Genomic DNA, 24,038 nt, shown 5'->3' with positions numbered 1-24,038 from the left:
TTTAATGAAATATTGAAAAGATGATTAATGAATTTATCCCTAAAAACATGATAATTTTTAATAACTTACTTAACTTAGAAAACTCGTACTTTTTTTTTGCTGACCTAATTTTTAATAGCACATATAATAATGGAATTAATGAAAAAATTAATAAATAAACCATTGTTATTTTATAAATGACACTATAATTAATTATCAAAAAAACAATTAAACCTATAGGAATTAAACATAAAAACGAAACCAAATTTTTAATTCTGTGTATTCCAAATAAAATTGGTAAAGTTTTTATATTTAAAGTGTTATCTCCATTTATATCTTCTATATCTTTAACTATTTCCCTTATTAGGTTAATAATAAAAGCAAATAATGATATTAAAATAAGGGTATTAATTGCGATATTCTGATAGGGATTTTTACTAGAAAAATCAATTTCAAATAAACCTAAAATTAAAATGCTTAAAGAAATTAAAAAGGCCACAATTAAATTTCCAACAAGTGGTTTAGATTTTAAATTTATTGAGTAATAATAGAGTAGTAGTGCACCTCCTATAAAAAAGAAGGAATAGGTAGGTTTGCCAATTTTTAAACATAAAACTATCCCCAAAAAAATCCCTATAGTATTTGTTATTTTATACCAATGCGTTGCTTTTTCAATAGTAATAATTTTAGAAACAATAACCTTTTGTGGTTTATTAATTAAATCAGCTTTTATGTCCACAATATCATTAATTATATAACCTGCTGCAGCTATTAAAAGAATTGAAAGTAATAATTGAAAAAATTGAAAATCAGCTAATTTTGTTTCTAAATAAAAAGAAGGAAAAAACAGCAACTTAATTAAAAGAAAAATATAGGTTATTAACAGTAAATTTTTCCAACGAATTAATTTTAAATAAACTGTTAAAATCATTATTTTATTTGAAGTTCTTTTTTACTCTATCTAAATCTCTTTTTGTGTCTCGTTCTTTCATAACCTCACGCTTGTCGTAATTTTTTTTCCCTTTACAAAGCGCAATTTCAAGTTTTGCCCAACCCTTATCCGTTAAAAATAAGCGTAGTGGTATAATAGTTAAACCCACATTTTGAACTTCTTTCTGTAGTTTTTTAAGCTCTTGTTTGTTTAACAATAATTTTCGTTCACTTTTAGGACTATGATTATAAGCATGGCCATAAAGGTATTCTTCAATAAACATATTTATTGCAAATAATTCGCCTTTTTCGTTAAATTCACAAAAACTTTCAGTAATTCTGGCTTTACTTTCTCGAATAGATTTAATTTCTGTTCCTGTAAGTTGAATACCGGCTATATATTTATCTAAAATCTCGTATTCAAATCGAGCTTTTTTATTTTTTATGTTAATTTTCTTCTGCATATAGGTACAAATGTACTACAAATTATATTCATTTTCAGCAGGTATTACAGTTGTTGAAACAAAAAAAGTTCATGATTTTTACATGAACTTTTAAAATTATTTTATGAATTGTTATTGAAATTTATATGATATTCCTACCATCCAATAGAAAACATTATCTAATTCTTCTTTAACTAAAGTTTCTTCATTTAAAATTGTTGCTTCATTTTGTGGAAATACTAAAGCGGGTAAGAATGAAACTGTAAATGAATCTTCAGAATACCACATAGGTAAACTAACTTCAATTGCCATTAAATTAAAACTTTCACTTTTTTCAATTACAACTTCCGTAATTGTTTCAGAAGTATTTTCAGAGTAATTATTTTTTCGGTCTCTTATTCGACTATTTATATAGTATTCCTCATAAAAATTTTGTGATCCTAAATATATTCCTGCAGTTGGAGAAATTTGAAATTTATTATTTGAGGTTAGAAAATCATGGCTAATTTCTGAAGATAAAAAGAAGTCTGAATTTTCGTTATTGCTTAAGTAGTTACTTGTATTTACAGTTAAATTAAGGATTTTAAAATCGTAGCTCAAGCTTGCTGAAATATCTGCGGTTACTTCAGAAATCACGTTGTAACTATCATTATTAAAAAAGTATTTGGTTACTGAAAAATCTCCAGATAGTTTATTTTTTTTAAAATCAAAACCCGCAGTAAATAAATATAAATCAATTCTACTTTCGTCAGGTTGGGTAAGGTAAGAGAAAGATCCTTTTCCGTAAAAACCTGATTTGTGGTTGTAAGCTATAGTAGGATATAAATAGGGAGCTGCAATGGAATCTTTTCTACCCATAAAAACAGCATCACTAATGTAATTTATAGCTGTTGAAAGATATGATTCCTTTTTATTTTGTCCAATAATACTCGAAGTACATAAAACGAACAAAATTATAAATGAGAATTTTAAAGCTTTCATTATTAAATATTTAACGATTAATTTATAAAGCTTAAAAGAACTTTTAAAGTAATTATAAATTGTCATTTTGAATAAATACAATCATTTTTTTATTTCTTCCTAAAATTTACTCAAAATGACAATTTGTGTTTTTATTTAAAACAGCCACTAACTTTTTCTAATTTTTCTTATTACGTGTGCCAGTTGCTTTCTTTTGCACTTTTTTCTTTGTCATGGTTTTAATTGCTTTAGCATTTTTTTGTGCCACCATTTTTCTTTGCATATAGGTGTTTTTAAATAGTTGACCATCCATATTTATACATTCACCATCTTGCAGTCTTAGTTGTTTTCTATCGCGATTTTGATAAGTCCCGTCTGGATTTATAGTTACGCCATTTCCAAGTTGCATTTGTTGCTGAATTTGGTTTTGTTCCTGATTTTTAATTTGGTAAACTTGACCGTCAATCATCATTATTTGATATCTATTTTGATTTCGTGTCTGAATTTGAGCTTCTGATAGTCCTTTGTTTTCTTGTTGAACTTTATACCTGTACTGATACTCATTTCTATATAAAACACCATCACTATCTAAACAAGAACCATCCCTTAAACGCAATCTAATTTGATCTTTTGTTACATAAGTCCCATCTGGATTTACTACTGTACCATCGTTTAATGTTATTTTATCTTGTAATCTAATCTGATCACGATCTCTAATTTGAAGAAGATCACCGTCAACTAACATTACACGATCTCTGTCTCTGTCTTGATCCTGAGCTTTAATTTGATCTTTATCTTGAGCTGTTAATCCAATAGTTCCCAGAACTATAAAAATTAAAAAAATTACTACTTTTTTCATGTTTCATGTTTTTTTAATATTGAAATTTATTATTTTTTGTTATTTTAATTTAGTTTCAAAATTATACAGAGATTAAATTTATTGCAATGATCGTTATCAATTAGTAACATGATAATTATCAGATTATACAATTTATTAATTTACCGTATTAATTGATACTAATATGTTTACATCTTATTAGACACTATTTTTAAAGGAAAGTTTTAAGGATTTATGTTAATAATTTGGTTTTCACTACCTCCGCCAGAAGCAATCTCTATTTCCAGGTAAGCACTTGTTGAATGCTTCTATAAAATTGCATTCGAATTATTTATAAACCTAATATATATTATTTCACTGGTGAAGGAGGTATTATCAACCCAAACAGTGTATTTTGGGCATTTTAAAAAAGATATAACTAGTGATTGTAATAAAATGATGGATTAGTTTTAGGTATTGAGGTTTTTTAAAAAGATAGAATTCCTCATTTTAGCTTTTATTGTTAAAAGCTTATTAATGCATTGAGGTGTGGTTTTTAAAATTTATATAAAATGAAAATCTACCTTTTTTATAAGCAAAGTTATTTTATGAAAATTGTTCAATGTATCAATTAGAAATTATGATTAATATCACCAATCATATTAATTAATATCATTAATTATTATACTTTCTCATTGTAATTTCAAGCTATAAAAAATAATTTTTACAGTTTTGAAAAATAATTATATAACCTTCGTAATAGCATTTTTTTTAATAAGTAATGCCTTTTCTAAAATAAGTAACTCCTTTTCTAAAATTACTTTTATAGACCAAACATTTGTGCCTGATAACAATTTTGAGCAAGCATTAATAGATTTAGGGTATGATAATGTATTGGATAATTATGTGCTAACAAGTAATATTAATAAAATCAATTCACTAGATTTAGAGTCAAAGGGTATTAGTGATTTAACTGGAATTGAAGATTTTATTGCACTTACAGAATTAAACTGCTTTGATAATCTAATTTCTACAATAAATTTAAGTAAAAACACAGCATTAAAACAATTAACACTTTGGAAAAATCAACTTTTAAGTTTAGATGTTAGCAAAAATTTAGCTTTAATATATTTGGATTGTGAAGATAATCAACTTTCAGAGTTAGATATAAGTAATAATACTGCTTTAAAAACTTTATATTGTGGTTTAAATTTTCTTTCAAATTTAAATTTAAGTAAAAATATAGCTTTACTTGAAGTAGATTGTTTTAGCAATCAAATAACCACAATTGATGTAAGTAAAAATACTGAATTAACAACTCTAGTGGTTTGGTTAAATGAACTGACAAGTTTAGATGTTAGCAAAAATCTAGATTTGATATATTTAGATTGTGATGACAACCAACTTTCCTATTTAAATACTGATAATAATAAAAATTTAGAAACGCTGTATTGCGGTATAAATTTACTAACTAGTTTAAATGTAACTAACAATAACGCTTTAACGGAATTATATTTTTATTACAATAAGATTACAAGTATAAATTTAAGTTCCAATAAAAATTTAGTATACTTAGATTGTGAGGGAAATGAGCTTAGCAGTTTATATTTAGCAAACAATACAGCTTTAGAATCTTTATATTGTGGCATTAATTTACTAACAAATTTAGATGTAAGTAAAAACGTTTCCCTATATGAATTAGACTGTTACAATAATCAATTAGCTTCAATTGATGTGAGTAAAAATACCAAATTAATAGCATTAATTGTTTGGCTAAACAAATTAACAAGTTTAAATTTAAACACAAATATAGCTTTGCAATATTTAGACTGTGAAGAAAACTATCTAACTAGTTTAAATTTAAGTAATAACACATCTTTAGAGTCTTTATATTGTGGTGTAAATTCACTCACAAATATAGACGTAAGTAAAAATACTGCTTTAACAGAATTAGACTGTTATAACAATCAATTAACTTTTATTGATGTAAGTAAAAACACATTATTAACTTCATTAATAGTTTGGTTAAATAAAATAACGAATATAGATTTAAATTCAAATAAATTATTACAATATTTAGATTGTGAAGATAATGAACTTAGTATTTTAGAAATTAGTAATAATACAGCCTTAGAAACATTATACTGTGGTGTAAATTCACTCACAAATTTAGATGTAAGTAAAAATATACTTTTAACTGAATTAGACTGCAGTTGGAATCAATTAACTTCAATAGATGTAAGTAAAAATGTTTTATTGACGAGGTTAGTTATTTGGATAAATAATGTTAAGAATTTAAATTTAAATACGAACGTTGCTTTAGAATATTTAGATTGTGAAGATAACGAAATTTCAAGTATAAATTTAAGCAGCAATACAGCTTTGCAAACGCTGTTTTGTGGAGTCAATTTTTTGACAAGTATAGATGTAAGTAAAAACAATGCTTTAATAGAATTAGACTGTTACAATAACCAATTAACAACACTTGATATAAGTAAAAATATTTTATTAACCACATTGGTGGTTTGGCTAAATGAACTGATAAGTATAGATGTAAGTAATAATCCAGAATTAATTTATTTAGATTGTGAAGAAAATCAACTGACTAGTTTAGAGGTTTTTAATAATATTGAACTATTAGATTTAATAATTAAAAATAATCAGATTTCTGGAGCAATTGATCTAACTAATAACACAAAATTAATTTATTTAAATGCCTTAAATAATTCTGAATTAGTTTGTATTGAAGTTAATGAATCAATATTTAATGAGATTCCTGTTGATTGGGAAAAGGATGATACCGCTAATTATAGCTTAGATTGTTCAAATGAAATAGACGATGATGAAGATGGTATTATGAATAATTTGGATCAATGTCCAAATACTCCAAATGGAGAAGCAGTAGATTCTAATGGCTGTTCAGAAAGCCAATTAGACCATGATGAAGATGGCATTATGAATGATACAGATGTATGCCCAGAGACACCAATTGGAGAAATAGTAGATTCATATGGTTGTTCCGAAAGTCAGCTAGACGATGATGAGGATGGCATTATGAATAATTTGGATCAATGTCCAGAGACACCAATTGGAGAAGAAGTAGATTCTAAAGGCTGTTCTGATGACCAATTGGATAAAGATGGGGATGAAGATGGGGTTTTAAATAGTATTGATATTTGCCCAAATACACCAATTGGAGAAGCAGTAGATTCTAATGGCTGTTCAGATAGCCAATTAGACGATGATGGCGATGGAATTATGAATGATAAAGATTTATGTTCAGATACCCCAATAGGAGAAGATGTTGATGCCAATGGATGTATATCCTTGGCTTTCAATAATTTAACAATTGAAACAATAGCAGAAACTTGCCCAGGTAAAAATAATGGTCAAATAATAATAACTGCTCAAACTTCATATAGTTATATGGCTAGTGTTAATGGAACCATTTATGATTTTACTACCAATAAAACTATTGATAATTTAGCACCAGGAAACTATGAACTATGCATTGTTGTGACCGGTAAAACATCACCTTACTGCTATAATATTATCATAGGTGAAGGTACTATTGTTTCTGGTAAATTAACATCAAAAAGTAGTAAAACAACGGTAGAGATTCTAAAAGGAACAGCTCCATATCAGGTGTACGTAAATGGAATACCTATTTTAAGAACAATATCATCAATCTTTGATATTGATACCAAACATGGCGATTTAATTGAAGTAAAAACGGAAGTTACTTGTGAAGGAGTTTTCTCAGAAACGATTCAGTTATTTGATATGATAACTGTATATCCAAATCCTACGGATGGTTTATTTGAGTTAGCCATCCCTTTAAATCTTAAAGAAGTTACTATTGAATTGTATAACAATAGTTCTCAATTGATTTCAAGAAGAACTTATCCTATTACTAATGGAAAGGTACAATTAGATTTAACAAATAAATCAGTTGGTGTTTATCTAGCAAAAATATTGGTTGAAAACGTAATTACACTTAAAATAATTAAAAAATAGCCATGAAAAATATTTTTTTTATAACGGCTTTTAGTCTTATGCTTTGTTCTTGTGGAGGCAGTGGAGAAGATTACCCAGTACCAGAACCAACACCTGTAATAAATAAAGCACCAAGTACTCCGGTACAAACAACACCTTTAAACAATCAATTGTGTATTGATTATGTGGTAGATTTTCAATGGAATGCAGCTTCAGACCCAGACGGTGACACTGTTAGTTATGAGATGCAAATAGCAACAGATAATCAGTTTACACAAAATTTACTAACTAAGACTAGCTCAAGCACAACAATTTCTGTTACTTTAAACAAAGGAGTAGCATATTATTGGAGGGTACTAGCAAAAGATAGTAAAGGATTAACAAGTATGTATTCTTCTACTTTTAGTTTTTACACAGAAGGAGATGGAGAATCTAATCATTTGCCATTTTTACCAGTAATAGTTAATCCTAAACTAAATTCAATTGAACAAGATGCGATAGTTACTTTAGAGTGGACTGCAAGTGATGTAGATTCAAATGATACACTTTTATTTGATGTATTTTTAGATAATATAAATCCGCCTACTACAAAAGTTGTAGAAAATCTTTCAGAGACTAATTTAAATCAGACCTTAGAATCATCAAAAAATTATTATTGGAAGGTGGTAGTAAAAGATGATAAAGGTGGAGAAACTATTGGTCAAGTTTGGTGTTTTAAAACGGATTAACTGAATTATATTCCTACCATCCAATAGAAAACATTATCTAATTCTTCTATAACTACAGTTTCATTATTAAAATTGTTGCTTCATGTTGTGGAAATACTTAAGCGGTTAAAAATTAGAAAGTTATTATAATGATGACTGTCAGATGTTAACATGATAATTATCAGATTCATATACTCATTTATTTATTCTAATTGTTTATGTAATTAGACCTTTTTTAAAAATGAAAGTTTTAATAAATCAAATAAATTAGCCCATATAACATAGCTAATAATTAGTTATATGGGCTTAATTTTAAAGTTTTAAGTTATTTTAATTATGTCCTGAACCACTACCTGAGCCATTTCCACTTCCTACTGTTCCAGTTCCTCCTCCATGGTTGCCATCAACACCACCACCTGAACCAACACCGCCGCCGCTATTTCCACCGCCTTGGCCAGTACCTCTAGCTTTTATTAAAATATCCATGTAGGTTAAGTTATGGTCTTCTCTTTTTACAGCAGTTCCTCCTCCTGAATCTCCACCTTCAGCCTCTGATTTAGCAGATAATTCTTCTTCTTCCTCTGGTATAATAATTTCAGTTGTAGCATCAAAATACGTGTTTAAATTTGTATTAGGGTCAAAGCTAAAAGTAAGCCTGTAATATCCTTCACCTTCATTAAAACTTCTAACATTCCAAGTTGTTCCATAAATAATTTTACCTTTTACATTAACTTCTGCACCTGCCTGTTCGTTAAAAATAGCATCATTCACCAAATCATCTAAAGATCCACCTAGTTCATTCCAACCAACTTCAGGTATCCACTCTAATGAATTTAATCGACCATCATTTTTATCCACATTCAATTTTTGAATAGTAAATCTCGCATTTGGAGAATAAACAGTTGCTTGATCGCCTAGTCCATACATGACAGTTGTACCATCTAATGAGGTTTGAAGTCCATGAACTTCATCGGCACCCCAACTATCAACATGTCTCATAGCAAATTGCGTAACTGGTGTTGCCAAACCTTCTAACAATACAACTTCAACTCGTACCTGAGATTTTGTGTACCAGTCAACAGATTCTAAATTATCTCCCCAATCAATAAAATCAACATTTATAGTGCTTTTACCAAATTCATCTGGAAATCCATTAGAGGCTTGCCAAACATTATTTTCATCTTTCTGTACATATGCTCTATATTCAGCATCAATACAAGGTTCATCATCACCAATATATGGTCCACAACTATAAAGCGGTGCTTGTGGATCTATTGGGTCTTCATTCCAAACACCCCACCACTCTCCGGTAATAGAATATTCTCCCTCAACACCTTGAAGGGCTTTTGTCACTCCATCTGACCAAATTACTGGGAAAGATAAATTGTTGCCAAATGTTTCTCCTGTTGTGTCAGGTTTTCCTTTAGAGCTCATTTCAACTGTAGTATCATCAATAACTAATACATCATCAATTAATGCATCGTCATTACATTGAGCAAAAACAAAAATAAGCGCAAGTAGGCTTATTTTTAATACAAATTTTTCTAATTTCATAATTTTGCGTTTTTAAGTTATTAAATTTATATTCATTTGGGGCATTGTTTTCAAACTGCTTAACGAATTTTTTATTTAATAGTTTAAAGAACTTAAAATAAATAGAATTATGAAATGATTTACAACAAGTGATTACATGATAATTATCATATAATAAAGTATGCTAATAATTAGTTAATATAATAGAAGGGTAAAATATAAATTAATAAAACCCAAATTTGATTATTTAGACAAATACATCAAATTTGGATTTAAACGCAAATTTTTATTATGAAATAAAAATATTAAATAATATTTAGCTTAGATTCCAAATAAATTTAAAAATTGTTGTAAAATACTTTCTGAATCTAAACATGAGCCTTCTTGTAATTTGGCTTGTGTTTTAAGTTGAATTTTATCTACTAACATATCAATTGTTCCATCCATACAGGAACCATCTTGTAATTGTAATTTAATTTGATCTTTTAACTGATCTTTTGTCTGAATTTGATCCATCAATATTTCTATTGTAGTACCATTTTCTAATGCAATTACCAATGTACCATCTTGAAATTGATATAACTCTTGATCCTGTAATTGAAGTTCGGGTTGTCCTTCTGGCTGAACTTGTTCTTGTAATTGATTTTTATGTTGCTTTTTTTCTTGAGCAACCAACCCTTCGGTTCCTAGAACCATAAAAATTAAAAATATTGCTAATTTTTTCATTATAAAAAATTTAATTTATAAGTACACTTTATTTTGTTGTACTATCTTTTAGACTTTTTATTTTTATAAAAGTTTGAAATAAATTTAATTAGCAATAATCTGAATTATTTCAATTATGTAAACAATGGGAAGATTAAATTATAAATATAATATTATTAAATAATTTGGTGTATTTACCTATGGTTTTTAATATTATTTATAGCTTACTATTTTGCTGCTTACTATAGAATTTATTTTTTATTGAATCCATTTCTTTAAATAACTTTTCTATTTCATTATTATTAAATTTGAAATGTTTCGTATAAAAATCGTCTGTGTAAAAATCGTTTAAATTTAAAGGCGATTTAATTAAAAATTCATTTTTTAAAATAGAGTCAATCGATTTAAATTGAAGGTTAAAATCGTTTCTGAATTTATCAAATATTTCCTTTTCTAAGAGTGTATCATTTTTAATAGTTGAATAAAAATAGTAATAACTGGAATCTATACTTATTAAATTTCCTTGGTCATCATATTCTTTAATAACCTTTGTTTTTTCAATTGGCTTAATTGTATCGTTCTTAGTTAATTCTTCCTTTTTGTTTGTATTTTGACTGTTGCAACTTGTTAATAAAAAAATTATTGATATTAACATTATTAAATTTTTCATAATAGTAATTTTTATATTAATTACTATTAAAGTTATTTTCATTTAGAATTATTAGCAATGATATTAATCAATTAGTAAATAATATTGCTTTAAAGAGAGTAGGTTGTAATTTTTTAGTAATTAATTTTCAACAGAATATCAGTAATACTCTTATTAGAAATAGTAATTATATAAAGATTGGAATTATTGCTATCATCAATATCAAGGTATTTTTCATTGCCTAAAACTTTATTTACAAACTGAGGAGTGGTATTGCTATGTCCAACAACTAATACTGTTTTACCTTTTGTTTTTAATTGAAAATCTTTACTAAATAAATCTCTTGGATTGTAAAATTGAATTTCAAGATCTTTATTTTTCGCGGTTGGAGTTGCTGTTTGTATGGTTCTATTATAATTTGTGGAAAAAACCATATCAAAATCAATATTTGAAAATACAGAACCCCAATTAGCTGCACGTAGCTTTCCTGTATTGTTTAAATTAGGGTTTTTATTAGACGCATCTGTTCTATCTTTTTCGGCATGTCTAATGAAATAATAGGTGGTTATTTCATTTTTTTGAGAAAAACTATTGGTCGTATAAATAAATATAAATAGTAAAAAAAGTAATTTTTTCATTTTGAAAATATTTAATAAATACGAATATAAACAAAAAACTCCTTGTCTATAAGATAAGGAGTTTTACATTTTAATAAATTACATTATTTATTTCTAAATACTATTTTATCATCAAATGCATCTAATAAAATGCTACTTGTAGCTGTTATTTTTCCTGATAAAATTTCTTTTGAAAGTTCATTTAGCACATCTTTCTGAATAACTCTTTTTACAGGTCTTGCACCAAATTGTGGGTCAAACCCTTTTTCTGCTAATGCTTCAACTAAATCTTCAGTGAACTCAAGTTCAATTTCTTTTTCTTTCAAAATTTTAATTAAACCATTAAGTTGTAATCTTACAATTTGTTGAATTTCATCTTTATTTAAAGGAGTAAACATTATAATTTCATCAATTCTGTTTAAAAATTCTGGTCTAATAGTTTGTCTTAATAACGCAATTACTTCCTCTTTTGTAGCCTCTGTAACATTATCACGTTTTTCCATGTCCATTTTTTCAAACCTTTCTTGAATAATATGAGCTCCCATATTTGAAGTCATAATTATTATAGTATTTCTAAAATCAGCAACTCGTCCTTTGTTATCAGTTAGTCGTCCTTCATCCAATACTTGTAATAAAATATTAAACGTATCTGGGTGTGCTTTCTCAATTTCGTCTAATAAAACTACAGAATATGGTTTACGTCTTACGGCTTCTGTTAATTGCCCACCTTCTTCATAACCTACATAACCAGGAGGTGCACCTACCAATCTACTAACAGCATGACGCTCTTGATATTCACTCATATCAATTCTTGTCATTGAGTTTTCATCATCAAATAAATATTGAGCTAAAGCCTTTGCAAGTTCAGTTTTACCAACACCAGTTGTTCCTAAAAATAAGAATGTTCCCATTGGTTTTTTAGTATCCTGCAATCCGGCTCTAGAGCGCCTAACAGCATCTGCAACAGCCACAATTGCTTCTTGCTGTCCAATTACTCTGTGGTGTAATTCATCTTCTAAATGCAATAATTTTTCACGATCACTTTGTAACATTTTTGTTACAGGAATTCCAGTCCATTTTGCAACAACTTCGGCAATATCATCTCGCGTAACTTCCTCTTTTATTAAAGCAGATTCTTGATCAGTAGCCATTTCTTTTTGAAGCTCATCCAAATGTTCTTGTTCTTCTTTTATTTTTCCATAACGAATTTCAGCAACTTTGCCATAATCACCTTCACGTTCAGCACGTTCGGCTTCTAATTTGTAATTTTCAATTGCTTCTTTACTAACTTGTACTGCATCTACCAATTCTTTTTCACTAACCCATTTAGCATTTATTTCATTTCTGTTTTCCTTTAAATTTGCGACTTCTTTTTTAAGTGAAGCTAATTTTTTTTCATCTTTTTCACGTTTAATAGCCTCAATTTCAATTTCAATCTGCATAATTTTTCGATCTAAAACATCAAGTTCTTCAGGCTTTGAATTTATTTCCATTCGTAATTTTGCAGCTGCTTCATCCATTAAATCAATTGCTTTATCTGGTAAAAAACGATTAGAAATATAACGTTGAGATAGTTCCACAGCAGCAATAATTGCTTCATCTTTTATTTGTACTTTATGATGATTTTCATATTTTTCTTTAATACCACGTAAAATAGAAATAGCACTTTCTGTATCTGGCTCATCAACAATTACTTTTTGAAACCTACGCTCTAAAGCTTTATCTTTTTCAAAATATTTTTGATATTCATCTAAAGTAGTTGCACCAATAGCTCTCAATTCACCACGGGCCAACGCTGGTTTTAAAATATTTGCAGCATCCATAGCACCTTGTCCGCCACCAGCACCAACCAAAGTGTGAATTTCATCTATAAAAAGTACAATTTCACCTTCAGCAGAAGTAACTTCTTTTATAACAGATTTTAATCGTTCTTCAAATTCACCTTTATATTTTGCACCTGCAATTAGTGCTCCCATATCTAAAGAATAAATTTGTTTATCTTTTAAATTTTCAGGAATATCTCCTTTTACAATTCTATGTGCTAAACCTTCAGCAATAGCTGTTTTACCCGTTCCAGGTTCTCCAACTAACATTGGATTGTTTTTGGTTCTACGTGATAAAATTTGTAAAATTCTTCTAATTTCTTCATCTCTACCAATTACAGGATCTAGTTTACCATCTTTAGCAAGTTGATTTAAATTTTTAGCATATTTATTTAAAGAATTATAAGTTTCTTCTGCACTTTGAGAAGTTACTTTACTTCCTTTTCTTAATTCTGAAATAGCTAATTGCAATCCTTTATCTGTAACTCCCTGATCTTTTAATATTTGTGATGTTGTATCTTTTGTGCTTAAAATAGCTAACAGCAAATGTTCTATTGAAACGTATTCATCTTTTAATTTTTTTGCTTCAGTTGCCGCTGTATTTAACATTTTTGATGCATTTCGGGATAGGGTAGTATCTCCGCCTCCTGTCACTTTTGCATAACTTTCAATGGTTTTGTCAATTAAACTTTTTAGTAAATCTATATTAACACCTAATTTTTTAAAAATAAACGGGGTAACATTTTCATCAACCTCAAATATTCCTTTTAAAATATGAGAATTTTCTATTTGTTGATGTCCAAAACTTTCTGCAATTTGCTGTCCTTTTTGGATAGCTTCTTGTGATTTTATTGTAAAATTATTAAAGTTCATAACGTGTTATTTTTTTGTTTTCTATATTTGCAGCTTCAAATAATAGTCCAATTAAATTAAACTAAGTATTTCAGGTCATTTTGTCTTATTTTTTTAGGTAGTTAACGACAATTTGTCTTTCTAAAAAAACATTATGTGAATGACAGCTAAGTAATCAAAAAATAAAAATGAGTATTTTTAGTAATATTTTAGGGGCAAATAAAAACGAAATAGATAAGCCTGTTTTTAATTGGATTTCATTAACTGAAATGAATCAGTTAAAAGAAATAATTGAATTGTCGAATACAAAATTAATTGTAATTTTTAAGCACAGTACTCGATGTGGGATAAGTAGAGGAGTGCTTTCGCAATTTGAAAAAGCAACAGATTCTTCTTTAGAAAATGTTGCCTTTTATTATTTAGATTTATTGAAATATAGAAATATTTCAAACGAAATTGCTTCAAATTTTAATGTTTATCACCAATCTCCACAAGTATTATTAATAAAAAATGGTAAAGTAGTAACACATAATTCTCATTACGACATTATTTCATCTGTTATTCTGGAAGATTATATTTAACTGCTGGTAAAATTTTTCCTGTACATTTACCAAAACCAATTCTTCCTTGGCTGTTTTCGCAATAACCTCTAATAATTACATGGTCACCATTTTTAAAATAAGTACGTGTACTGCCATCTTTTAATGTTATAGGTTCTTCTTCATTCCAAGTTAATTCTAGCATAGATCCATAACTGTTTTTTGTAGAACCTGAAATTGTACCACTTCCTATTAAATCTCCTGCTCTAACATTACAACCATTTATTGTATGATGTGTTAATTGCTGAGTCATTGTCCAATACAAGTTTTTGAAATTTGACTCACTTAAAGCATTTATATCACCGTTTGGTGTTTCAACAAATGTTTTTAGTTTAATATCATAGCTATTTTTGTTTTTTTTATGTTTAAGATATTTTACAACATTTTCTTGTTCAGGCCCTTCACATTTAAAAGGCTCTAAGGCATCCATTGTTACTATCCAAGCTGAAATTGTTGTAGCAAAACTTTTACTTAAAAATGGACCTAAAGGTTTAGATTCTTGTTTTTGTATATCTCTTGCACTCCAGTCGTTTAATAACACCATTCCAAAAATATTTTCTTTAGCTTCATTAATATGAATAGGTTTTCCAAACTGGTTAACGTCTGTAGTAACAAAGGCTGTTTCTAGTTCCATGTCAATACATTTTGCAGGTCCAAAAACAGGTTTATCTTGCCCCAATTGTTGTGTTTGCCCTAAAGGTCTTCTTATAGGTGTGCCTGAAACAACTACCGAGGATGCTCTACTGTGAAAACCAAGTGGCATATGAGACCAATTATTATTTAAAGGTTCTTCTTGTAATTTAAATATTTTAGCAACATTGGTTGCATGTTCTTTACTTGAGAAAAAATCAGTAAAATCGCCAACCTGAATAGGCAATAACATTTCAACTTCATTTACATCAAAAATAATTACTTCTTTATGTTTGGTATTATTTTGTAAGGTTTTATTCTCAATATCAAAAACATCGGCAATTCTATTACGCACCAATCTCCAGGTTTTTCTTCCGTCTGCAATAAAATCATTTAAAGAATCTTGCATAAAAATATCATCTGTCAATGGTATTCCATTAAAATATCCTAATTGATGAAATGCTCCTAAGTCAATGGCATATTCACCAATTCTTGTTCCAATAGTAATAATATCATCTTTTGTAATAAAAACGCCAAAAGGTATATTTTGAATTGGAAAGTCGCAACCTTGTTCTACATGTAGCCAAGATTTTCTTTGTGGATTATTAGCTGTTATTTCCATATCTTTAAATTCTTTTTATTTTCAATTAAATTTTCTAATCAAATATATAAGTTTCTACTTAAAAGAAAAATGAATTTGTTATTTTTGCGATTAATTTAACTTTTAAAAAGTAATATCGAATGCAACGTGACCAAATTATCTTTGATTTAATTCAAGAAGAGAAAGAAAGACAAACAAATGGATTGGAATTAATTGCCTCAGAAAACTTTGTTAGTGAGCAAGTTATGGAAGCAACAGGTTCTGTTTTAACAAACAAATATGCTGAAGGATACCCTACAAAACGCTATTATGGCGGTTGTGAGGTTGTTGATATTGTTGAACAAATTGCAATAGATAGAGCTAAGGAATTATTTGGTGCGGAATATGTAAATGTGCAACCGCATTCTGGATCACAAGCAAATGCGGCTGTTTATCATGCTGTTTTAAATCCAGGAGATAAAATTTTAGGTTTTGATTTATCTCACGGTGGACATTTAACACATGGTTCACCAGTAAATTTTTCTGGAAAACTATATAAAACTTCTTTTTATGGAGTTGAAGAAGCTACAGGTGTTTTAAATTATGATAAAATTCTTGAAACTGCTAAAAAAGAACAGCCAAAACTTATTATTGCTGGTGCATCGGCATATTCCAGAGATATAGATTTTAAGAAATTTAGAGAAATTGCAGATGAAGTTGGAGCTTTATTAATGGCTGATATTTCTCACCCTGCGGGTTTAATTGCAAAAGGAATTTTAAACGATCCAATACCTCATTGTCATTTTGTAACTACAACAACACATAAAACTTTACGTGGGCCACGTGGTGGAATTATTATGATTGGCAAAGATTTCGACAATCCTTTTGGCTTAAAACTAAAAAATGGAAGTCTTAAAAAAATGTCGATGTTAATAAATTCGGCTGTGTTTCCAGGAAATCAAGGAGGACCATTAGAACATGTTATTGCTGCTAAAGCAGTTGCTTTTGGAGAAGCTTTAACAGATGAATTTTTACATTATCAAATTCAAGTTAAAAAAAATGCTTCGGCAATGGCAGATGCTTTTGTTGAAAAAGGGTATAAAATTATTTCAGGCGGAACAGATAACCATTGTATGTTAATAGACTTAAGAAATAAAAATATTAGTGGTAAAGATGCAGAAAATGCATTGGTAAAAGCTGATATTACTGTTAATAAAAATATGGTTCCTTTTGATGATAAATCTCCTTTTGTTACTTCTGGTATTAGAATAGGTGCAGCTGCTGTTACTACACGTGGTTTAAAAGAAAATGATATGAAAACTATTGTTGATTTGGTTGATGCAGTAATTACAAATCATCAAGATGAAATTGCTTTAGAAAATATTGCAGAAAAAGTGAATGATATGATGTCTCACAGACCTTTATTTACTTGGTAAACAAACGATACATATAATTATTAAAATCCTGCAATTGCAGGATTTTTTTTAACCTAATTTTAACGGTATTAAGCTATTTAAGTTACAATTTTCCGGCAAACATGTTATAACTTTAGGTGTTAAATAGCGTGAAAAAAGAATATTAAATAGTTATAAATTTAAAAAATAGTTAATATGGAAACACAACAAGAAATTACGTCAATGCCAAGAATAGGTGATAAAGCACCAGAATTTAAAGCAGTTACTACACAGGGAGATATTCATTTTCCAAATGATTATAAAGGAGATTGGGTAATTTTATTTAGTCACCCCGCCGATTTTACACCTGTATGTACTTCTGAATTTATGACATTTGCCACAATGGAAGAAAAGTTTTTAAAGGCAAATTGTAAATTAGTAGGTTTATCTATTGATGGTTTGTATAGTCATATTGCATGGCTACGATCCATTAAAGATAAAATTGAATATAGAGGGATGAAAAATGTAGAAGTAAAATTCCCGTTAATTGAAGACATTACCATGGAGGTTGCCAAAAAATATGGAATGATTCAACCAAATGAAGATTCTACAAAAGCAGTACGCGCTGTATTTTTTGTTGATCCAAATGGTATAATTAGAGCTATTATTTATTACCCATTAAGTTTAGGAAGAAACTTTGATGAATTATACAGAGTAGTAATCGCTTTACAAGCAGCGGATGCATTTGGTGTTGCAACACCTGCAGATTGGGTGCCTGGAGATGATGTAATTATAGGTCCTGCGGGTTCTTGTGGTTCTGCTGAAAACAGAATGCAAGGTAAAGAAGATATGGAATGTAAGGACTGGTATTTCTGCACTAGAAAATTAGATAAAGACAAAGTTTTAGAAAAAGTTCTAAAAAAGTAAGCTTAAAATAATTTTGTCAAACTGAGCTTGTCGTGATATATTAATTATTAACAAGTTAAATAGAATTTCGACAAACTTAGTTTGACATTATCTTTATAATTAGTTAAACTAATTGTTCTTTAAAAAGTATTAATCTTCATCTTCTAAAGCTCGTTCTAATAATTTATCATTAAAGTTTTTGGAACCTTTTGCACCTAATTTTTTAATGCTTTCAACTTTTTTAATAAGATTACCTGCTCCTGTTAATTTTTTCATTGAAGTATCATAGGAACCTTGTACTGTTTTTAATTGATTACCAACCTTAATTAAATCGTTGGTTAAATTCACAAACTGATCATATAATCTTCCAGCCTGAATGGCAATTTCTATCGCATTTTTTTGTTGTTTTTCATTATTCCACATACTATCAATTGTACGCAATGTTGCTAATAGAGTAGTAGGAGTAACAATTACAATATTTTTTTCAAATGCTTTGTTATATAACTGATTGTCATTGTTTAAAGCTACTGCAAAAGCGGGTTCTATAGGAATAAAAAGTAATACAAAATCAGGTGATTCAATCTGATAAATATCTTGATAGTTCTTCTCACTTAATTGTTCAATATGGCGTTTTAAAGAATTTACATGTTCTTTTATTGCTTGTTCTTTTTCAATTTCATCATCAGCATTAATATATTGTTCATAAGCAGTTAAGGATACTTTTGAATCGATAATCATTTTTTTGTCATCCGGCAAATGAATTACAACATCTGGTAATATTCTTTTACCCTCGTTATTTACAAAGCTTTGTTGCACAAAATATTCACTATCTTTTTCTAATCCAGACTTCTCTAAAACACGTTCTAACACCAGTTCACCCCAATTTCCTTGTGTTTTACTATCTCCTTTTAAGGCTTTTGTTAAGTTAAGGGTCTCTTTACTCATTTGTAAATTTAAATCCTTTAAACCTAAAATTTGTTGACGTAATGCTGCATGATAATCAATACTTTCTTTATGGGTATCTTCAACTTTTTTCTCAAAAGTTTGGATTTTCTCCTGTAATGGATTTAAAATAGTCTTTAAATTCTCTTTATTTTGCTCTGTAAACTTTGATGATTTTTCTTCTAATATTTTATTGGCTAAAATTTCAAAATCTTTAGTGAATTTTTCCTGTAATTTACCAACTTCAGCTTTGTTTTCAGTTAATTTTTCCTCTAAACTTTTAAGCTCTGAAACTTTTTGTGTGTACCTTAAATCTATTTCATGTTTTTCGTTAATCAATAGTTTTTTTTCTTCATTTAAAATATTGATATTGTTTAAATTAGATTCTTTATCTTGAAGTAAAAGTTTATTTTTTATTTCCAGTTCAGAAGAAATTTTCTCATAATTATTTTTGGTGATTAATTTACCTATAATAAAGCCTACAATTAATGTAAGTATAGCAATAATTAAAATGATAATATATTGTTCCATTTATTAGTTAAAATTTATAATTTGATAGCCATTTTTTTGATATTCAACCAAAGCAGTTAATGCTGAAAGCGCCATTTTTACATTTTCAGATTTGTCTTTTGCATCATACTTACTTGCCATAAAAGATTGTCCGCAAACAAAAACTTCAACATGAGCATTTTTTAGTGCTTCAATTAATTCTGAATTAGGGTTATTGGTTTTATATAATGTTTTATAAGAAAAATTAGATAAAGCACTTTTGGTAGCTTTACCATGTAAAATAACTGCAATCTTCATATTTTTTAATAAAATACCTTGTTGTGCATGCATATTTATAAACCGCGCCACTGTATTAAGTAGCGGATTTATTTTTTCTCCATTTGAATAATCGGTGTAAATGTCGAAAATTACTTTATACTCGGTATTTTCAGCTAAAAGTAATTCTGGATTTTCAACTTCAAAAACGTCTCCAAAATCTTTAATAATTTGAGAATTCATGTTAGAAAAACAAGTAAAAACTAGAAATACAACAATATATTTTTTCATAATAAGTAGTTCAATTTATTTAATAAGTAACTATTATAACTTATAAAATTAGTTTATAAAAGTAAGATTTTTATATTTGTTGCCATAATCAGCCATTTAAATATAAGGCTGAGTTATTAACAACTGTATGAAAGCATTTGCTCGATTTATTTTATATACATTATTAGGTTGGAAAACTGTTGGTAGCTTTCCAAAAGATTTAAAAAAATATGTACTAATTGCAGCACCACACACACATTGGCTAGATTTTCCTTTAGGAGTTGCAATAAAGTATGCTGAAGGTTTACCAGCAAATTATATAGGAAAAGCCTCTTTATTTAAACCTCCTTTTGGTTTTATTTTTAGATGGTTAGGAGGTGCTCCAGTTGATAGAACTAAAAGTAATAATAAAGTAGATGCTATAGTTGAAATTTTCAACAGTAGAGATAAATTTATTTTAGGAATGTCTCCAGAAGGTACCCGAAAACTAATTAATCCTTGGAAAACAGGATTTTACTATATAGCAAAAGGAGCAAATGTACCTATTATTATGGTTGCTATGGATTTTAAAAATAAGCAGGTTAAAATCTCCGAACCATTATTCTTATCAGATAATATGGACGAAGATTTTAAAATAATATATCAATATTTTAAAGGAGTAAAAGGTAAAATTCCTGAAAATTTTAATTTGTAAAAGGAGTGATTTTGAGCATAAAAAAAAGGTGTTAACACTTTAGTTTTAACACCTTTTTTAATAATTTGTTATATTTTTATCCTTTATAAAATGGCAATCTTACCACTTTTGCAGGAATATTTTTGTTACGAATTTGAATAAATATTTCAGTATCTTTTTTCGCATACTCTTTAGTTACATATCCCATTCCAATACCTTTTTTTAGAGAAGGGCTCATAGTTCCTGATGTAACTTCCCCAATGATTTTTCCTTTAGCATTTACAATTTCGTAACCGTGACGCGGAATTCCTTTACCTGTAATTTCAAAAGCAATTAATTTTTTAGAAACACCTTCTTCTTTTTGTTTTTTTAAAGCTTCAGAATTTACAAAGTCTTTAGTAAACTTTGTTATCCAACTTAAACCAGCTTCAATAGGTGAAGTACTATCATTTATATCGTTTCCGTATAAGCAAAATCCCATTTCTAAACGCAAAGTATCACGGGCAGCTAATCCAATAGGTTTTATTCCAAAATCAGTACCTGATTTAAAAATTGCATTCCAAACAGCTTCTGCATCTTTGTTTTTAACATAAATTTCAAATCCGCCAGAACCTGTGTAACCAGTTGCAGAAACAATAACATCTTTAAAACCAGCAAAATCACCAATTTTAAAGGTGTAATATTCCATGGAAAATAAATCTAAATCCGTAAGAGGTTGTAAGGCTTCTGAAGCATCTGGACCTTGCACAGCAAGTAAAGAGTATTCGTCTGAAACATTAGTCATTTCAACACCTAAATCGTTATGCATGGAAATCCAGTTCCAATCTTTCTCAATGTTGGAGGCGTTAACAACCAGCATATATTCTTTTTCATTTATTCTATAAACCAATAAATCATCTACAATTCCTCCTTCATTATTTGGCAAACAACTGTATTGAACTTTTCCATCAAATAACATAGATGCATCATTAGAAGTAACCTTTTGAATTAATGCCAACGCATTTTCTCCTTTTAAAAGAAATTCTCCCATATGTGAAACATCAAATACACCAACACCATTTCTAACAGTTTCATGTTCAATGTTTATTCCTTCATATTGTACAGGCATATTAAAACCAGCAAATGGTACCATTTTTGCACCTAAAGACTCGTGAATGTGAGTTAAAGCAGTATTCTTCATTATTTACTATTTTTGATATGCAAAATTAATAAATTCTCAATCAGGGAATTGGTATTAATTTACCATAAAAACATAATATCTACAATTTATTAGTTAATGTTTTAATGTTGCTAAGCTATTTTTTTCTTTTTACTATATTTGATTTTATTTAATCTTTATCAGTAAAAGCATATGAACCTCAAAAAAATATTAGCAATCTCATTTTCTTTCTTTATAGTTTTAATTTATGCTCAAAACAGTGCATTGCCACAAGACTATTTATCTAAAGAATTTCATAAAGGTAGAAGGAATGCATTAAGAAATGAAATGCCTAACAACAGTGTTGCTGTATTTTTTGCAAATGCTGTTAGAAACAGATCTAACGATGTTGAATATGTGTTTCATCAAGACCCAAATTTCTATTATTTAACAGGTTATAAAGAGCCTCACGCATTATTATTGGTTTTTAAAGAAGACCAAAAAGTTGGTGATAACACCATAAATGAAGTCATTTTTGTTCAAGAAAAAGATGAATATGCCGAAATGTGGACAGGAAAACGTTTGGGTATAAAAGGAACTCAGGATGATTTAGGTTTTAGAGTTGTTTTTAATGGAAGTGAGTTTAAAAGTTATGATATTGATTTTTCGAAATTTGACAAAATACTATTTAAAAATTTTAACAACGATGTTAGAGATTCAAAAAATGAAGGTGATTTATATGATTTAATAAAATTATTTAAAGAAAAAATTTCTTACGATTTAATTAATTTAAATAACCCTACTTCAGATAAAATTGAAGAGGAATCTGCTAAAAAATTTGATTCCAAAAAACTGAGTAGCATTATGGCTACTTTGCGAGAAGTTAAAACTAAAGATGAATTGGTTTTATTAAAAAAGGCTGTTGAAATTTCTGCAGTTGGCCAATTGGAAATTATGAAAGCAATGCATCCTGAAATGTCTGAAACTGAAGTGCAGGGCATTCACGAATTTGTTTATAAAAAATATGGAGCTGAATATGAAGGATATCCATCAATAGTTGGAGCAGGAGGAAATGGCTGTATTTTACATTATATTGAAAATAATAAAACTGTTGTAGGTAACGGTGAATTGGTTTTAATGGATTTAGGCGCAGAGTATCACGGATATACAGCAGATGTAACACGCACAATTCCAGCAAACGGTAAGTTTACCAAAGAACAAAAACTAATTTATGATTTGGTTTATAAAGCTCAAGAAGAAGGAATTAAAGCATATCAAATAGGAACAAACATGTCTAAACCAAACAATATTGCTCGAAAAATAATTAATGAAGGATTAGCCGAACTAGGTATAATTAATACTGCAAAATCAAAGCATCTATTTTTTCCTCATGGTTCTTCACACCATATTGGCTTGGATGTTCACGATCCTGGAAACTTCAAAAAGTTTGAAGAAAATATGGTAGTTACAATGGAACCTGGAATTTATATTCCTTATGGTAGTAATTGTGATGAGAAATGGTGGGGAATAGGTATTAGAATTGAGGATGATATTTTAATAACTAAAAACGGTCCCATAAATTTATCAGCTATGGCACCAAGAACTTCTGAAGAAATTGAAGAAGTTATGAAATTACCAAGTGTTTTAACTAATTTTAATTTACCAAAGTTAAACGACTAATTTAAAATCATTCTATTAGAAATTCCCTATTATAATTAGAATTTTATGATTATATTTAGTTATTAATTAATTAATTAATTAATAACTAAATATAAATTGAATTATACATGAAAAATAACAGTGTATAATATTCTGTTAATTTAAGTTTTGAAGAAATAAAATTACCTCCTTTTGAAGAAATTTTGGTATTAGGTAAAAACTCTCCACATGGAAAGCAAGGAATTTCAAGATCTTTTGAATTGTTAATTCCAAATGGCTTTGAAATTATTGAAACAGATCATGGCAATGTAGATTGCGTATTTGTTAATAAACGAATTTTAACAAAAATGCCTAAAGAAAGAATTTTAAAAATATTAACTAATAATGTTTTTCCATATGTTTCTGAAAAGGAAATTATTAAAGTTGATTTTAAAGTGAAGATATCATACACTATAGTCGAGGACGATTAAT

The 24,038-nt window shown here is 28.2% G+C and carries 21 protein-coding genes; 8 read left to right on the top strand and 13 right to left on the bottom strand.

Annotation, left to right across the window (positions count from 1 at the left end; translation table 11 throughout):
* Position 1: 1 nt before the first annotated feature.
* The 4 genes from BX611_RS06560 to BX611_RS06545 form a co-directional block, all read right to left on the bottom strand.
* Positions 2-910 (bottom strand): geranylgeranylglycerol-phosphate geranylgeranyltransferase, encoded by a 909-nt coding sequence (locus BX611_RS06560; RefSeq protein ID WP_115879407.1) that lies wholly within the window; start codon positions 908-910, stop codon positions 2-4.
* Between the two features lie 4 nt (positions 911-914).
* Positions 915-1,373, bottom strand: a complete 459-nt coding sequence (gene smpB, locus BX611_RS06555; RefSeq protein ID WP_115879405.1) for an SsrA-binding protein SmpB — start codon at positions 1,371-1,373, stop codon at positions 915-917.
* A gap of 111 nt (positions 1,374-1,484) precedes the next feature.
* Positions 1,485-2,333: a hypothetical protein gene (locus tag BX611_RS06550; RefSeq protein ID WP_115879403.1), complete on the bottom strand. Its 849-nt coding sequence runs from the start codon at positions 2,331-2,333 to the stop codon at positions 1,485-1,487.
* Positions 2,334-2,490: 157 nt separating this feature from the next.
* A complete protein-coding gene (locus BX611_RS06545) occupies positions 2,491-3,171 on the bottom strand; it encodes a DUF6799 domain-containing protein (RefSeq protein WP_115879401.1) in 681 nt (226 codons plus the stop codon).
* Positions 3,172-3,861: 690 nt separating this feature from the next.
* On the opposite strand from BX611_RS06545, the gene BX611_RS06540 reads away from it, so the two are divergent.
* Together BX611_RS06540 and BX611_RS06535 are read left to right on the top strand one after the other, a co-directional pair.
* Positions 3,862-7,146, top strand: coding sequence for a thrombospondin type 3 repeat-containing protein (locus BX611_RS06540; protein WP_115879399.1), 3,285 nt, complete (start codon positions 3,862-3,864; stop codon positions 7,144-7,146).
* A gap of 2 nt (positions 7,147-7,148) precedes the next feature.
* Complete coding sequence (locus BX611_RS06535) at positions 7,149-7,853, top strand: fibronectin type III domain-containing protein (protein WP_115879397.1); 705 nt, start codon at positions 7,149-7,151, stop codon at positions 7,851-7,853.
* Between the two features lie 309 nt (positions 7,854-8,162).
* Here BX611_RS06535 and BX611_RS06530 read toward each other — a convergent pair whose 3' ends face one another.
* The 5 genes from BX611_RS06530 to clpB all read right to left on the bottom strand — a co-directional run bounded on the left by BX611_RS06530 (position 8,163) and on the right by clpB (position 14,032).
* Positions 8,163-9,386, bottom strand: a complete 1,224-nt coding sequence (locus BX611_RS06530) for a hypothetical protein (protein WP_115879395.1) — start codon at positions 9,384-9,386, stop codon at positions 8,163-8,165.
* A gap of 300 nt (positions 9,387-9,686) precedes the next feature.
* Entirely contained in the window at positions 9,687-10,091 is a 405-nt protein-coding gene (locus tag BX611_RS06525; RefSeq protein WP_115879393.1) for a hypothetical protein, read from the bottom strand.
* A 196-nt stretch (positions 10,092-10,287) separates the two neighbouring features.
* Complete coding sequence (locus tag BX611_RS06520) at positions 10,288-10,740, bottom strand: hypothetical protein (protein WP_147296403.1); 453 nt, start codon at positions 10,738-10,740, stop codon at positions 10,288-10,290.
* Positions 10,741-10,853: 113 nt separating this feature from the next.
* On the bottom strand, positions 10,854-11,357 hold the full coding sequence (locus BX611_RS06515; protein WP_115879389.1) for a histidine phosphatase family protein: 504 nt from the start codon (positions 11,355-11,357) through the stop codon (positions 10,854-10,856).
* A gap of 83 nt (positions 11,358-11,440) precedes the next feature.
* Complete coding sequence (gene clpB / locus BX611_RS06510) at positions 11,441-14,032, bottom strand: ATP-dependent chaperone ClpB (RefSeq protein WP_115879387.1); 2,592 nt, start codon at positions 14,030-14,032, stop codon at positions 11,441-11,443.
* A 167-nt stretch (positions 14,033-14,199) separates the two neighbouring features.
* Between clpB and ytxJ the strand changes: the two genes are divergently transcribed.
* Positions 14,200-14,592 carry a bacillithiol system redox-active protein YtxJ gene (ytxJ, locus tag BX611_RS06505; RefSeq protein ID WP_115879385.1) on the top strand — a complete coding sequence of 131 codons (393 nt, stop codon included), beginning with the start codon at positions 14,200-14,202 and terminating at the stop codon, positions 14,590-14,592.
* On the opposite strand, the gene fahA is transcribed toward ytxJ, so the two are convergent.
* Entirely contained in the window at positions 14,570-15,862 is a 1,293-nt protein-coding gene (gene fahA, locus BX611_RS06500; protein ID WP_115879383.1) for a fumarylacetoacetase, read from the bottom strand. The two genes, ytxJ and fahA, sit on opposite strands and share 23 nt — an antisense overlap.
* A 119-nt stretch (positions 15,863-15,981) precedes the next feature.
* Here fahA and glyA point away from each other — a divergent pair, with 119 nt between their 5' ends.
* Positions 15,982-17,256 (top strand): serine hydroxymethyltransferase, encoded by a 1,275-nt coding sequence (gene glyA / locus BX611_RS06495; RefSeq protein ID WP_115879381.1) that lies wholly within the window; start codon positions 15,982-15,984, stop codon positions 17,254-17,256.
* Positions 17,257-17,430: 174 nt separating this feature from the next.
* Positions 17,431-18,141: a peroxiredoxin gene (locus BX611_RS06490; RefSeq protein WP_115879379.1), complete on the top strand. Its 711-nt coding sequence runs from the start codon at positions 17,431-17,433 to the stop codon at positions 18,139-18,141.
* Positions 18,142-18,270: 129 nt separating this feature from the next.
* Here the strand turns inward: BX611_RS06490 and rmuC are convergent, their stop codons facing one another.
* Both rmuC and BX611_RS06480 read right to left on the bottom strand, forming a co-directional pair.
* Complete coding sequence (rmuC, locus tag BX611_RS06485; RefSeq protein ID WP_115879377.1) at positions 18,271-19,593, bottom strand: DNA recombination protein RmuC; 1,323 nt, start codon at positions 19,591-19,593, stop codon at positions 18,271-18,273.
* Positions 19,594-19,596: 3 nt separating this feature from the next.
* Positions 19,597-20,118 carry a DsrE family protein gene (locus BX611_RS06480; RefSeq protein ID WP_115879375.1) on the bottom strand — a complete coding sequence of 174 codons (522 nt, stop codon included), beginning with the start codon at positions 20,116-20,118 and terminating at the stop codon, positions 19,597-19,599.
* 127 nt (positions 20,119-20,245) lie between these two features.
* Here BX611_RS06480 and BX611_RS06475 point away from each other — a divergent pair, with 127 nt between their 5' ends.
* Positions 20,246-20,791: a 1-acyl-sn-glycerol-3-phosphate acyltransferase gene (locus BX611_RS06475; RefSeq protein WP_115879373.1), complete on the top strand. Its 546-nt coding sequence runs from the start codon at positions 20,246-20,248 to the stop codon at positions 20,789-20,791.
* Between the two features lie 76 nt (positions 20,792-20,867).
* Here BX611_RS06475 and gcvT read toward each other — a convergent pair whose 3' ends face one another.
* Positions 20,868-21,950, bottom strand: a complete 1,083-nt coding sequence (gene gcvT / locus BX611_RS06470) for a glycine cleavage system aminomethyltransferase GcvT (protein WP_115879371.1) — start codon at positions 21,948-21,950, stop codon at positions 20,868-20,870.
* 171 nt (positions 21,951-22,121) lie between these two features.
* On the opposite strand from gcvT, the gene BX611_RS06465 reads away from it, so the two are divergent.
* A complete protein-coding gene (locus BX611_RS06465) occupies positions 22,122-23,588 on the top strand; it encodes an aminopeptidase P N-terminal domain-containing protein (RefSeq protein WP_115879369.1) in 1,467 nt (488 codons plus the stop codon).
* 182 nt (positions 23,589-23,770) lie between these two features.
* A complete protein-coding gene (locus BX611_RS06460; protein ID WP_205417105.1) occupies positions 23,771-24,037 on the top strand; it encodes a hypothetical protein in 267 nt (88 codons plus the stop codon).
* The last annotated feature ends 1 nt before the right edge of the window (position 24,038 follow it).

This window comes from Lutibacter oceani, assembly GCF_003384935.1.
GTDB classification, from domain to species: domain Bacteria; phylum Bacteroidota; class Bacteroidia; order Flavobacteriales; family Flavobacteriaceae; genus Lutibacter; species Lutibacter oceani.
This window is presented reverse-complemented; position numbering and strand designations above follow the sequence as displayed.

Bases quoted from the DNA above. Each gene is read 5' to 3' on its own strand.
- BX611_RS06560 (WP_115879407.1), bottom strand. From the start codon at position 910: ATGATTTTAACAGTTTATTTAAAATTAATTCGTTGGAAAAATTTACTG.
- smpB (WP_115879405.1), bottom strand. From the start codon at position 1,373: ATGCAGAAGAAAATTAACATAAAAAATAAAAAAGCTCGATTTGAATAC.
- BX611_RS06550 (WP_115879403.1), bottom strand. From the start codon at position 2,333: ATGAAAGCTTTAAAATTCTCATTTATAATTTTGTTCGTTTTATGTACT.
- BX611_RS06545 (WP_115879401.1), bottom strand. From the start codon at position 3,171: ATGAAAAAAGTAGTAATTTTTTTAATTTTTATAGTTCTGGGAACTATT.
- BX611_RS06535 (WP_115879397.1), top strand. From the start codon at position 7,149: ATGAAAAATATTTTTTTTATAACGGCTTTTAGTCTTATGCTTTGTTCT.
- BX611_RS06530 (WP_115879395.1), bottom strand. From the start codon at position 9,386: ATGAAATTAGAAAAATTTGTATTAAAAATAAGCCTACTTGCGCTTATT.
- BX611_RS06525 (WP_115879393.1), bottom strand. From the start codon at position 10,091: ATGAAAAAATTAGCAATATTTTTAATTTTTATGGTTCTAGGAACCGAA.
- BX611_RS06520 (WP_147296403.1), bottom strand. From the start codon at position 10,740: ATGAAAAATTTAATAATGTTAATATCAATAATTTTTTTATTAACAAGT.
- BX611_RS06515 (WP_115879389.1), bottom strand. From the start codon at position 11,357: ATGAAAAAATTACTTTTTTTACTATTTATATTTATTTATACGACCAAT.
- clpB (WP_115879387.1), bottom strand. From the start codon at position 14,032: ATGAACTTTAATAATTTTACAATAAAATCACAAGAAGCTATCCAAAAA.
- ytxJ (WP_115879385.1), top strand. From the start codon at position 14,200: ATGAGTATTTTTAGTAATATTTTAGGGGCAAATAAAAACGAAATAGAT.
- fahA (WP_115879383.1), bottom strand. From the start codon at position 15,862: ATGGAAATAACAGCTAATAATCCACAAAGAAAATCTTGGCTACATGTA.
- glyA (WP_115879381.1), top strand. From the start codon at position 15,982: ATGCAACGTGACCAAATTATCTTTGATTTAATTCAAGAAGAGAAAGAA.
- BX611_RS06490 (WP_115879379.1), top strand. From the start codon at position 17,431: ATGGAAACACAACAAGAAATTACGTCAATGCCAAGAATAGGTGATAAA.
- rmuC (WP_115879377.1), bottom strand. From the start codon at position 19,593: ATGGAACAATATATTATCATTTTAATTATTGCTATACTTACATTAATT.
- BX611_RS06480 (WP_115879375.1), bottom strand. From the start codon at position 20,118: ATGAAAAAATATATTGTTGTATTTCTAGTTTTTACTTGTTTTTCTAAC.
- BX611_RS06475 (WP_115879373.1), top strand. From the start codon at position 20,246: ATGAAAGCATTTGCTCGATTTATTTTATATACATTATTAGGTTGGAAA.
- gcvT (WP_115879371.1), bottom strand. From the start codon at position 21,950: ATGAAGAATACTGCTTTAACTCACATTCACGAGTCTTTAGGTGCAAAA.
- BX611_RS06465 (WP_115879369.1), top strand. From the start codon at position 22,122: ATGAACCTCAAAAAAATATTAGCAATCTCATTTTCTTTCTTTATAGTT.